Source organism: Massilia sp. ZL223, assembly GCF_018119395.1.
In the GTDB taxonomy this organism is placed as follows: domain Bacteria; phylum Pseudomonadota; class Gammaproteobacteria; order Burkholderiales; family Burkholderiaceae_D; genus Telluria.
Map to the genome: position 1 here is coordinate 1 of NZ_JAGPWD010000066.1, position 12,380 is coordinate 12,380.

Below are 12,380 nucleotides of genomic sequence, written 5' to 3' on the forward strand. Positions count from 1 at the left end.
GCAAAGCCCGCGTCCGCTTGCAAGGCCCGGGCCGTCAGCGCGCCGGCAGCAATTCAATGACTTGCTTGGCGGCCTTGTCCACCGCCTGCCGCGAGTACAGCAGCGGGAAGTATTTGCCCTCCGCCCAACTGCCGGCAAGGTCGCGGTAATGGGGGCTCGCCGGGTCGCCAGACTGCCCCGGGGTGTTGATCGCACGCGAGTTGTCCCAGTTGCCGACGTCCAGCACCATCCGGAACGAGGGTCCATGCGCATGCCAGAAATTCTCGGGGAGATAGCTCGACACATTCACCGTATAGGCGCCACCACCGCGTGGCAGCGGGCCTATGTTCACCTGCGAACGCGTGGCCTGGTCAAGGAGCGGCGTCATCGGATGGGCGAAATAACTGAAGTGCTGTTTGCCCCATTGCCAGCGAGTCGGATCCGGCCCCTGCAGCCCCTCCATTTCCGCCCAGGCGCGCCCTAGGCTGGACAGCAGGACCTCGTCGCGCTTGCGCACGGCATCCTTATCGAAGCGTTGCGCCGGCTTCTCGAGCGATTCGATCAGGACGCTCGCATGCGGCGCATCCATGGCTTCCACTGCCGCCGGCGCCAGGACGGCGTCCTTGAAAGCGTAGCCGAGATGCCGCGACCACCACGTCTCATATAGAGCTGCCGCGCTGGAGGAAGCACTCTCCTCGCCGTCCCAGGACGACAGCAGGCGCAGCGCGGCCTGTGTCTTGGGATCGCGGGAGGACAGCGGCTTAAGCAGGGTAACCAGCCGCTGCGCATTCAAGGACACGACATCGTTCTGCAGGCGCTCCATATCCTCAATGCCGACTTTCGGCGCCGCCGAGAGTACCTGCGCGATCCGGCGTGCGCGGGCATTGTCCGGCCATTCGAAGCCGAGCTTGTGCTGCCGATACGGAAAACCGGCGGGCAGATTCATCTCGTTCGCCGACGCGAACCAGCCTTGCCCGGGATTGAGCACATAGGGCAGCTTCGCGCCATCGAGGAATCCCTGCCATTCATAGCGGCCGTCTCCGGGCACGGGCATCAGCCCGTCCCAGTTAGGACGCACCGGCGCCAGGCCGCCGGCGACCCAGCCGATATTGCCGGCCGTATCGGCATACACCTGGTTCTCGGTCGGCGCGCCCCAGCGCTCCATGGCGCGCCGGAACTGCTGGAAGTCCTGCGCCTTCATGTAATCGATGCTGCCGAAGTAAGGCGCCATGCCCGGCGCGGTCCACGCGGTGCGGACTGCGAAGGCCCGGCGCTTACCCGGATCCTGGTGGATCACCGGCCCATGACGGGTGAAGCGCAGCTCGACGCTCTTCGCAGGCCGGCCGCGCACGGCGACCTTCTCGCGCACCACGCGGAAGTTCTCCCAGCCGCCTTTGTAGCGATACTGCTTCGGGTTCGCAGGATTGATCTCGTAGACGTACAGGTCTTCCTGGTCGATGCTGAAGATGGTCAGCCCGAACGCCACCTTCCCGTTGTGGCCGATCGATACGCCCGGCAAGGCGGGCTCCCCTGCCCCGATGACGTCGAGGCCGGGAGCGCTGAGGTGCACGATATAGCGCAGCGACGGCACGCCGTAGGCACGGTGCGGGTCGTTCGCCAGGATAGGGCGGCCGGTCGTCGTGCGCGACGGCGCGACGACCCAGTTATTGCTGCCCTCGAGCGTTTCCCCATTCGTCGCCACGCGCGACGCCTGCAAGTTCCGCCGGTCGAAGCGCACGTTCTCCGTCGCGAGCGCAAACACGTCGAGCGCGTCCTCGGGCAGGCAAGGATCGAGGCCTTCGGGCACGCGCGTGGTCCATGCCGGCGACAGCTGGGCGCGCACTGCGTCCGCCGCCAGGCCCGCACGGCAGACGACACGCGCGCGGGCGAACTCCTGGGTCAGGTTGCGGGTCAGCCCGTGGCTGCGGATGCGCACCACGTCCTCTGGACGCCACTTCGCGGGGGTATAGCCGAGCTGGCGAAATTCGAAGGGCATCAGCTCCGGCTTGCGGGCGATGTAATCGATGTAGGCGTTGATGCCCGCAACAAAGCGGGTGCTGGTCCGTTGTGCGTCCTTGCCGTAGGCCGCCCATTCCGGCGCCATGTCGCCGCGGTACAGGAACAGGCGCGCCGCCCGGTCCTGCTCCACATAGGACGGCCCGAAGACCGAGGCCAGCTCGCCCAGCCCGCGACGGCGCCATAAGTCGATCTGGAACAGCCGGTCGCGTGCAGCGTTGAAGCCCTGCACAAAAAAAACATCATCCTGGCTCGATGCGTAAATATGGGGAACGCCCCAGCGGTCGACCACGATCCGGGCCGGCTGCGCCAGGCCCGCTACCTTTACCGGCTGTGCGGCGGCCGGCAGCGCGGCGCCGACCAGCAGCGCCGCGCCAATCCCAACCAGCCCCCTCACGCCGGCGTTGCCACTGCGGGCGCGGCGCCCGATGCGCCCAGGCGCATCGGCGGGATGGTCCAGTAGGTGACGGCACGCCACAGCCATTCCATCGGCCCGTAACGGAAGCGCGACAGCCACAGATGGCTGAACACGATCTGCACCGCGGCCAGCACCACGACGAACAGCATCTGGTCCACGCGCGAGATACCCCAGTTGCCGAAGCCGTAGCCGAAGAAGAAAGTGGAGGCCACCAACGATTGCGTCAGGTAATTCGTCAGGGCCATGCGGCCAAACGGCGCCAGCACCTTCACCTTGTTCAGCGGCGAAGCGCTGTACAGCATCAGGATCACCAGGCTGACATAGCCCAGCGAGGCGGGCAGGTTGCCCAGCATTTGCAGGCCCGAAGCCAGCTGGAAGCCGTCGGCACCGCGCGAGCCCGGTATCGAGTGCATGGCGATGGTGGAACCGAGCAAGCCCATGCCGATACCGATTGGAAGACCGAACATGGCCAGCTTGCGGAACAGCGGCAGGTGCTCTTGCGCCCGTTCCATGATGCCGGAACGGACGAACCAGGTGCCGATCAGGAACATGCCGATCAGGATGGTTGCGAAGCCGACTTCTCCCGGCGCCCTCTCGATGAAATGCTTGGCGCGCAGCGTCACGGCATCGGCGTAGCTGCCTTTGCTGAGCACTGCAGTTTCGGTCTTGATGCGCTCTTCGCGCTCCTTGATGTTCTTCGCACGTTCGGCGGCCTGCTCCTTCTGCTTCTTGGCCTCCTCCTTGCTGACGACGGCAGCCGGCTTCTCCGGGAAGAAGTACATCGATGCGCCAGCTCCCGTCATCATGAAGAAGGAGAAGCAGTAGATGCCGACACCCAGCCGCCATGGGCGGGCCGGCTTGTCTGCGTGGTAGCGCTTGGTGAGGTAGCCGAGCGTGAACAGCGCGAAGCCGAGCAGCGGCAGGCCGAAGCGCGCTTGCGGCGGCATGGCCGGCAGTGCCCAGGTCACGGCGCCGCCAATGAGGCCGATCACACCGACGACCATCAGGATGAAGGCGATGACCGGCGGCCGGCCGAAGCGTTTCATGCGCTGCTCTCCGCGCAGCCACCAGGCGGCGACGCCGAAGAAGGCCAGGCCGCCGGCAATCCCGAACAGCCAGTTCATGTGAGGGATGAAGCCACCGCCGATGCACAGGGCCATCGCCAGCAGGATCCATTTCGTCCGCCCGTACAGGACGATCAGCAGGGCCGTCGCAGCAACCGCATAGCTGAACAGGATGTCGCCGGAGAACAGGAAGATATGGTGCAAGGCGCCGAAGACAGCCAGCGCGGCGATGCGGCGCATGTAGGGAACGAGGAAGCTGCGGCCGGCACGCTCCGCCCGGGTGAGCATCACGGCGAAGCCCATGCCGAACAGCAGGGAGAAGATGGTCCAGAATTTACCGACGACGAAATACTGGACGAAGTAGCTGACCACGAAGTTGGCGCCGCTCAGGCCAGTCTGCATGCCTGAACCAAGCTGGGCAGTAGCACGGTTGAAGAACTCGACATTCATCATCAGGATGCCGATCAGGGCAAATCCGCGCACCACATCGAGGGCCTGGATGCGTTCGTTGTTCGTTACGGGGGTCAATTCCGCCGGCACTGGAGGCTTGTCCATCGCCATCTCCTTCTGGTTTTTTTGATCGCACCATCGTATGCCGGAAGTCGGCAGGCCGAGGGACTTGTGCGACGAACTGCAGGAATGCGAGGACAAAGCGTTATCCGGTCGACCGATATTCAAATCGCATGAAGATTCGCCATCTCCGGCGCGCATCACATCGCTTGCAATTAGCTCGTAAGCGATCTATATTGGACCGATGACGACCACTCCTTCCTCCGCTGCCCAAGCGCCTCTTCTGGACCAGCAGCTGTGCTTTGCGCTGTATTCGACCTCGCTGGCCATGATGCGCGTGTACCGCGGCGTGCTGCCGAAACTCGGGCTCACCTATCCGCAGTACCTGGTGATGATGGTGCTGTGGGAGCGGGACGAGCTGACGGTATCGGATATCGGCGCCCGCCTGTTCCTGGACTCGGCCACCCTGACCCCGCTCCTGAAGCGGATGGAGACCCAGGGCCTGGTGCAGCGGGCGCGTGCACGCAGCGATGAGCGCCAGGTCATCATCACCCTCACCGAGCAGGGCAAGGCGCTGCGCGGGCAAGCCGCCGAGATGATGCCGGCCGTGCTGTCCGCCACCAAGTGCTCGCTCGACGAGGTCACCGGCCTGCGCGACCAGCTGGTCAAGCTGCGCAAGCATCTCAACGACAGCGCAGGCTGATCAGCCTCCGGTTAGCGGAGGCGCACTTTATGTTTGTTGCATAGCAAAAGCCTCCGCTTCCGGCGGATGAGCAGGGTATAGTTGCCGCATTCCTTTATCCATGGGTTTGCGTGTGACGCTCAGCTCGGATCACATCCTCTCTCTCGCTCCCGACGCCGCCTCGGCAAAAGCCGGCAGCCAGCTGGCCACGCCGGCCAAATGGCGCCAGCTCGGGCGCGACGAGCGCGCGCTGTGGGGAGAATGCCAGGGCAGCGGCAAGGTCCCCTACCGCACCCAGATCGACATCGCCGAACCCGCCTTCAAGTGCACCTGCCCGAGCCGCAAATTCCCTTGCAAGCACGGCCTCGGGCTGTATCTCCTGCTGAGCGCCCAGCCAGGCCTGTTTGCCGCCGGCGCGGCGCCACAATGGGTGGCGGACTGGCTCGACAGCCGCCAGCAGCGCCTGGAAAGGAAGACCGAGAAAGCCGCTGCGCAAACGCCGGAACAGGCGGAAGCCTCCGCGGCCCAGGCACGCAAGCGCGAAGAGAAGCGCGAGCAGGGCGTCGGCCGCGGCCTGGCCGACCTGCAGACCTGGCTGCATGACCTGGCGCGCGAGGGCCTGGCCGGCGTGCGCGAGCGCGGCCCCGCATACTGGAACGGCATGGCGGCGCGTCTCGTCGATGCGCAGGCTGGAGGCCTTGCGGCCCGCCTGCGGCGCGCGGGGGCGATGTGCTTCCAGACCACCCTGCCCGACTGGGAGCGCCGCCTGGCCAACGAACTCGCCGCGCTCTATCTGGTCACCAGCGCCTGGCAGCGCATCGAGCAGTTGCCGGACCTGCTGCAGCGCGACCTGCGCAGCCTGGTCGGCTTTACCGTCCCCAAAGAAGAAGTGCTGGCCGAGCCGCCGGTCGGCGACCGCTGGCTGGTCCTGGCCCAGCGCAGCAGCGAGGACGAGCGGATCCGCAGCCGCGCCACGTGGCTGTACGGGACAGGCACCCGGCGCTGGGCGCTACTGCTGCAATTCGCGGTCGGCACCCAGGGATTCGAGCAGTCCGTCCCGGTCGGCACGCAGTTCGACGGCGAACTGTGTTTCTACCCGAGCGCCCTGCCCCTGCGCGCCCTGGTGCGCCAGCAGTCCGCCAGCACGCTCATCGACGGCGCTGCGCCGGCAGGAGGCGGCTTCCCTGCCCTGCTCGACGCCTATGCCGACGCACTGGCCAGCCAGCCTTTCCTCGACAGCTGGCCCGCCATCCTTCCCGATGTGGTGCCCGATCCCGCGGCGCGCACGCTGCGCAGTGCCGACGGCGGCGTGATCCCGCTCGATGCCGCGTCCCGCCACCATCTGCACCTGGCTGCCCTGAGCGGCGGACATGCGCTGACGCTGGTGGGCGAATGGGATGGCGAGGCCTTCCTGCCGCTGAGCGGCTGGCATGACGACCGCCTTTACAACTTCGAAACCGACTTTCTCGCATGAGCGACGCCAGCCAGCTATACAGCCTTCTGCAGATCGGGACGTCGCGCGCGGCGGGTGCGCGGCGCGCAGCCTTGCCCGCCGAGCTCGAAAGCGTTCTGCCCGGCGGTGGCGACGCCGAATCGCAACTCTGGCAATCGCTGGGCGCGTGGTCGCTGTGGACGCGCGCCGGCTTGAAGCCTGCCGCCATCCCGACACCGGCCCCCCTCGCTGCCGCGCCGGCGGAACGGCTGCGCGCCTGCCCTCCCCGCGCCGAGGCGCTGCTGGCGCGCCTGCTGCAAGGCGGCCAAAAAACCGTCCTGATGCTCGAATGGCTGCGCGAACTGACGCGCTACGGCGGCCACCTGCCCGCGCGCTTCCTGCCCAACCTGCTCGCGCTCGCGACACGCCATACCGAACTGCGCGCCGAGCTGACCCAGGTGCTCGGCGAGCGCGGACGCTGGCTGTCGCGCTTCGACCAGGCCTGGGGGTGGGCGGCGCCGGCCGCAGGCCATGACGATCTTCAGCGGCTCTGGGAGACAGGCAGCCTGGAACAGCGGCTTGCCGCCCTGGCGCAGTGGCGCGCGGAGGATCCAGGCGCTGCAAGGGATGCGCTGATGCAGACCTGGGCAAGTGAAGCGCCGGATGCACGCGCACAGCTGCTCGGCTGCCTGGGCGTCGGACTTGGTCCCGACGACGAAACCTTCCTTGAAACCGCGCTCGACGACCGCCGCAAGGAAGTACGGCTTGCGGCGCAAGCCCTGCTGGTAAAGCTGCCCGGCTCCGCCCTGCGTCAGCGCATGCAGGCAAGGGCCGAGCCCCTGCTCCATGTGAAGCGCGTGCTCCTGGGCCGTAACAGCATCGAGGTCACGCTGCCGGAGTCCATCGACAAGGCCGCGCTGCGTGACGGCGTCGGCGCAGCCGCCCATCCTGGGCTGGGCGAAAAGGCCGGCTGGCTGGTCGACCTGCTCGCCGCCACCGACCCGCGCATCTGGCCGGCGCGCCTTGGTCTTAATCCGAGCGAACTTATCGCTATGGCGGCGCGCAGCGACTTCGCCCATGCCCTGGTGCGCGGCTGGTCCAGTGGCGCGCTGCGCGGAGCTGCTCGAGCCCACGAGCTGGGCGAATGGACGCAAGCCCTGCTGGCGTTCTGGCTATCGTCCGACGAACGGATGCGGCAGCAGTACCCGCGAGACTTCTTCGAGCTCTTCGCACGCATGACGCCGGCCGAACTGCATGCCTGCCTCGCCGACATTGTGGGCGCCAGCCGCCAGACCTGGGGCCAGGCGGAACGCGTGCTGGTCGATTTGCTGGTCCACGCGGCCAGGCGTTCGTCCATCATTTGGCCCGCCGCGCTGTCGCGCGAGGTGATCGAGCGGCTGCTGCGCGAGCTGCCCGCGATTCCCGGCGCCCAATGGGAAATCAAGGCCGCCCTCGACAGCTTTGCAGGCGTCGTCGATCCGCCGGCCATCGCCGGCCTCGAAGCCGCCTGGCGCGCCGGCGCCGGCGACGGCGGCATCCACGACAGCATCGCCAATTTCTTCGACACCGTGCGCTTCCGGCACGAGATGTCGCTTTCTTTCCAGGAGCCCGCATGACCGCATCGACCACCACCGTCCTTCGCCAGCACGCGGAGGAGCAGTTCGCCAGGGAGATCGAGGCCCTGATCGCCAGCGACACCCGCCAGCGTCCGCCGCGCTGGCGCATGTCCCCCTGGGCCGTGGCCACCTATCTCATGGGCGGCAAGCTCGATAACGGTGTGGAGATCAGCCCCAAGTACATCGGCAACCCGCGCGTGATCGAGATCGCCGTCGCCACGCTCGCCACCGACCGCGCCCTGCTGCTGCTCGGCGTGCCGGGGACCGCCAAGTCCTGGGTGTCGGAACATCTTGCGGCGGCGATCAGCGGCGACTCCACCCTGGTGGTGCAAGGCACGGCCGGCACCAGCGAGGAAGCGCTGCGCTACGGCTGGAACTACGCGCACCTGCTGGCCAAGGGGCCTTCGCTGGAAGCCATCGTCCCCAGCCCGGTGATGCGCGCCATGCGTGAAGGGAAGATCGCACGCATCGAGGAGCTGACCCGCATCCCGGGCGAGGTGCAGGACAGCCTGATCAGCATCTTGTCCGAGAAGGTGCTGCCGATCGCCGAGCTGGATGATGAAGTACAGGCGCAGAAAGGCTTCAACATCATCGCCACGGCCAACGACCGCGACCGCGGCGTCAACGAGCTGTCGAGCGCGCTCAAACGCCGCTTCAATACCGTGGTGCTGCCGCCGCCGCGCACTGCCGACGAGGAAGTGCGCATCGTACAGACGCGCGTCGCCGGTATGGGCCGGGCGCTCGAACTGCCGGGCGAAGTGCCGGCGCTGGAAGAGATCCGCCGCATCGTGACGGTGTTCCGCGAACTGCGCGACGGCACGACCGAGGATGGCAAGATCAAGCTCAAGGCGCCGACGGCGAGCATGAGCACGGCGGAAGCGATTTCCGTAATCACGCATGGCATGTCGCTGGCCGCCCATTTCGGCGACGGCGTGCTGCGCGGCGCCGACCTGGCGGCAGGCATGGTCGGCGCGATCGTCAAGGATCCGGTGCAGGACCGCGTGGCCATGCTCGAGTATCTCGAAACGGTCGTGAAAGAGCGCAGCGGCTGGAAGGACCTGTACCGCGCCTGCCGCGACGTCATGGATTGAGCGCCCGGCATGAGCGTTCACCTGTTCGGCATCCGCCACCACGGGCCCGGCTGCGCGCGCAGCCTGCTCGAGGCGCTGCGGGAACTGCAGCCCGACTGCCTGCTGGTCGAAGGTCCGCCTGAAGCGGACAGCCTGGCCGCATTCGAGGGCCGGCCGGAACTGGCGCCGCCGGTCGCGCTGCTGCTGTATGCGGCGGCGGCGCCGCAGCGCGCGGTCTTCTACCCGTTCGCGGCCTACTCGCCGGAATGGCAAGCCATGCGCTATGCGAACGAGCACGGTGTCCCATTCCGCTTCTGCGATTTACCGCAGAGCCACCGCCTGGCGGAAGAGCGCAAGCCCGAGCCGGAGGATGGCGACGAGGTGCAGGCCGATCCGCTGGGATGGCTGGCGCAGGCGGCGGGTTATGGCGATACCGAGACCTGGTGGGATCACCTGGTCGAGCAGCGGCGCGACAGCCTGGACCTGTTCGAGGCCGTGGCCGAGATGATGGGCGCCGTGCGCGAGGCGGCCGGGCCGTCCTCGTCGACGCTCGAACTGCGGCGCGAGGCATGGATGCGCAATGCCATCCGCGCGGCCGAGAAAGAAGGATATGCGCGTATCGCCGTGGTCTGCGGCGCCTGGCACGTGCCTGCGCTGGCGTCCATGCCAAGTGCGAAGAGCGATGCCGAGCTGCTCAAGGGACTGCCGAAGGAAAAGGTGCTGGCGACCTGGATACCGTGGAGCTATGGCAGGCTGACCTTCGCGAGCGGCTATGGCGCGGGCGTCAACTCGCCAGGCTGGTATCAGCATGTGTGGGAGCACGGGGACGAGGCGGGCCTGTTCTGGCTGACCGATGTCGCGGCTCTGCTGCGCAAGCACGACCTGGACGCCTCCTCGGCCCAGGTCATCGATGCACAGCGCCTGGCGGAGACGCTGGCGGCCTTGCGCGGCCGGCCGCGCACCGGCCTGGACGAACTGCTGGAAGCGGTGCGCGCCGTCTTCTGCCAGGACAATGATGCGACCCTGCGCCTGATCCGGCGCGAGCTGCTGGTGAACGACCGCCTGGGCGATGTGCCCGACGACGTGCCGACGGTGCCGCTGGTGCAGGACGTGCAGGCGCAGCAGAAGCGCCTGCGCATGCCGTTACGCGCGGATGCGGTGGGAATGGATCTCGATCTGCGTCAGCCTGCCCACCTGGAGAAAAGCGTCCTGCTGCATCGTCTCGCGATGGTCGGCGTGGACTGGGGCCGGCGGCAGCGGACGCACGGGACGACCGGTACCTTCCATGAGTTGTGGCAGCTCGCGTGGGAACCTGAGTTCGCGATCCAGCTGATCGAGGCCAGCGTCTGGGGAGCGACCCTCGACCGCGCGGCCAATGCACTCGCGATCGAACGCGGTGCCCAGGCTCTGAACTTGCCGGAACTGACGGCCCTGATGGAAAAGATCCTGCTGGCGGATCTGCAGGAAGCGGTCGGGCCGGTCATGCAGCGGATCCAGGATGTCGGCGCGACGACGCCGGATCCCGGCTTCCTGCTGGAAGCCATTGCACCGCTGGTCGACGCGATCCGTTACGGGAATGTGCGCGGCACCGATACCACGGCGCTTGCCGGCGTGGCCGGGGTGCTGATCACGCGCGCCTGCATCGCCCTGCCCTTCGGTGCGCGCGCACTGGCGGACGATGCGGCTGCGATCCTGCTCCGGCAGCTCATCGCCGGTGACCAGGCCATCCGGCGCTTCCAGGAGGAGGCACACCTCGAGGAGTGGTTTGACACGCTCGACAAGCTGGCGCGCTCGGATCAGAGCCATCCGCTAGTCGCCGGGCGCTGCACGCGCATCCTTGCGGAGCAGCAGCGCTGGCCGACTGGCGAGGCGGCGCGCCAGTTGTCGCTGCGCTCGTCGCACGCAGTCCCGCCGCTTGTCACTGCCCAGTGGCTGGAGGGATTCCTGGACGGCGGCGGCACGCTGCTGGCGCACAGCGACGAGCTGTGGGAGCTGGTGAATGCCTGGCTCATGTCGCAGCCGGCGGAGGGCTTCATCGAATTGCTGCCGCTGCTGCGGCGCACCTTTGGAACCTTCACGCCACCGGAGCGGCGCCAGCTGGCCGAACGCGCAGCGTCCAGCCAGCCGGGCGCGCGTCGGGTAGCCGTTTCGGGTACTACGGAAGTAGATGAAGAGCGCGCGATGCGCGTGCTCCCGGTCCTTCGAACCATTCTTGGAAGCGCGGCTGCGCAGGATGCTGTTCATGGCGAATGACATAGACCACAACGAAGTCGCGCGGCGCTGGCGGCTCGTGCTCGGCGGCGGTACCGACCAGGGCGTCCAGCTCGACGCCGGCGACCTGGCGCTCGACGGCGCACTGAATGCGCTCTACAACGACGGCGAGCGGCGCGGCGGACTGGGTGCGTCGGCGCCGAACGTGGCGCGCTGGCTGGGCGATATCCGGCAGTACTTCCCCTCGTCGGTCGTGCAGGTGATGCAGAAGGATGCGCTGGAACGTCTCGGCCTGCAGCAGATGTTGTGCGAACCCGAGATGCTGATGGCGGTGGAGCCGGATGTCCATCTGGTGGCGACGCTCCTCAGCCTGAACCGGGTCATGCCGAACAAGACGCGGGCGACAGCGCAGCAAGTAGTCGAGCGCGTGGTCCGCGACCTGGAGAAGAAGCTGGCCAGCCCGATGCGGCAGGCGGTGAGCGGCGCGCTGCATCGCGCGGTGCGCAATGTGCGGCCGCGGCACAACGAGATCGACTGGCTGAGGACCATCCGCGCCAATCTGAAGCATTACCAGCCGGAGTACAACACGGTGATTCCCGAGCGGCGGATCGGGTTCGGCCGCAAGGGGCAAACTCTGCGCGATATCGTGCTGTGCATCGACCAGTCCGGGTCGATGGCGCCGTCGGTCGTGTATGCCAGCGTGTTCGCGGCGGTGCTGGCGACCATCAAGGCGGTGAGCACCTCAGTGGTGGTATTCGATACGGCGGTCGTGGACTTGACGCCGACCTTGCACGATCCGGTGGAAGTCCTGTTCGGGACCCAGCTCGGGGGCGGGACGGACATCAATCGGGCGCTCGGCTACTGCCAGGGACTGGTGACGCGGCCGAAGGACACGATCTTCGTGCTGATCAGCGATTTGTACGAAGGCGGGAATAATGCGGAAATGCTCAAGCGGGCGGCTTACCTGGTGGCGAGCGGCGTGCAGCTGATCGTGCTCCTGGCGCTCGACGATCGCGGGGCGCCGTCGTATGACCGGGAGAATGCGGCCAAGCTGGCGGCGATGGGAGCACCCGTGTTTGCGTGTACGCCGGATCTGTTCCCGGACATGATGGCGGCGGCGATCAAGCGGAGTAGTTTGGAGCAGTGGGCGGCGCAGGCCGGGATTGTGCATGCCTGAAGGTCTGCGGTTTGCGTGCGTGCGTTGAGCTTGGGTTCCGGCCAAGGGGGACGCCGAGTCCCGGAAGTCGTAGCCGCCAGTGGCGGGTACGACGGTTTTTAGGCTAGGTGCGCTATACGCGGCGTCCATTTCGACCAGCACTGATGATCCGTCATTTCCTCCACTGGAGGAAATGACTCCCGGCGCAGGCCGGAACAATGCCACC

General features: G+C 67.1%; 8 protein-coding genes. 6 read left to right on the top strand and 2 right to left on the bottom strand.

Annotation, left to right across the window (positions count from 1 at the left end):
* Nucleotides 1–34: 34 nt before the first annotated feature.
* Complete coding sequence (locus KBW95_RS23905) at nucleotides 35–2,392, bottom strand: penicillin acylase family protein (RefSeq protein ID WP_373888850.1); 2,358 nt, start codon at nucleotides 2,390–2,392, stop codon at nucleotides 35–37.
* On the bottom strand, nucleotides 2,389–4,032 hold the full coding sequence (locus KBW95_RS23910; protein ID WP_211529517.1) for a DUF418 domain-containing protein: 1,644 nt from the start codon (nucleotides 4,030–4,032) through the stop codon (nucleotides 2,389–2,391). The genes KBW95_RS23905 and KBW95_RS23910 overlap by 4 nt, the downstream gene beginning before the upstream one ends.
* Nucleotides 4,033–4,231: 199 nt before the next feature.
* On the opposite strand from KBW95_RS23910, the gene KBW95_RS23915 reads away from it, so the two are divergent.
* The 6 genes from KBW95_RS23915 to KBW95_RS23940 all read left to right on the top strand — a co-directional run bounded on the left by KBW95_RS23915 (nucleotide 4,232) and on the right by KBW95_RS23940 (nucleotide 12,175).
* Nucleotides 4,232–4,690, top strand: a complete 459-nt coding sequence (locus KBW95_RS23915) for a MarR family winged helix-turn-helix transcriptional regulator (protein WP_211527064.1) — start codon at nucleotides 4,232–4,234, stop codon at nucleotides 4,688–4,690.
* Nucleotides 4,691–4,802: 112 nt separating this feature from the next.
* Complete coding sequence (locus tag KBW95_RS23920) at nucleotides 4,803–6,143, top strand: SWIM zinc finger family protein (protein ID WP_211529518.1); 1,341 nt, start codon at nucleotides 4,803–4,805, stop codon at nucleotides 6,141–6,143.
* 170 nt (nucleotides 6,144–6,313) lie between these two features.
* Nucleotides 6,314–7,717 carry a DUF5691 domain-containing protein gene (locus KBW95_RS23925; RefSeq protein ID WP_211529519.1) on the top strand — a complete coding sequence of 468 codons (1,404 nt, stop codon included), beginning with the start codon at nucleotides 6,314–6,316 and terminating at the stop codon, nucleotides 7,715–7,717.
* Nucleotides 7,714–8,808 (top strand): AAA family ATPase, encoded by a 1,095-nt coding sequence (locus tag KBW95_RS23930; protein WP_211527067.1) that lies wholly within the window; start codon nucleotides 7,714–7,716, stop codon nucleotides 8,806–8,808. Before KBW95_RS23925 ends, KBW95_RS23930 begins: the two co-directional genes overlap by 4 nt.
* 9 nt (nucleotides 8,809–8,817) lie before the next feature.
* Nucleotides 8,818–11,040, top strand: a complete 2,223-nt coding sequence (locus KBW95_RS23935; protein ID WP_211527068.1) for a DUF5682 family protein — start codon at nucleotides 8,818–8,820, stop codon at nucleotides 11,038–11,040.
* Complete coding sequence (locus KBW95_RS23940) at nucleotides 11,030–12,175, top strand: VWA domain-containing protein (RefSeq protein WP_211529520.1); 1,146 nt, start codon at nucleotides 11,030–11,032, stop codon at nucleotides 12,173–12,175. Before KBW95_RS23935 ends, KBW95_RS23940 begins: the two co-directional genes overlap by 11 nt.
* Nucleotides 12,176–12,380 lie beyond the last annotated feature (205 nt).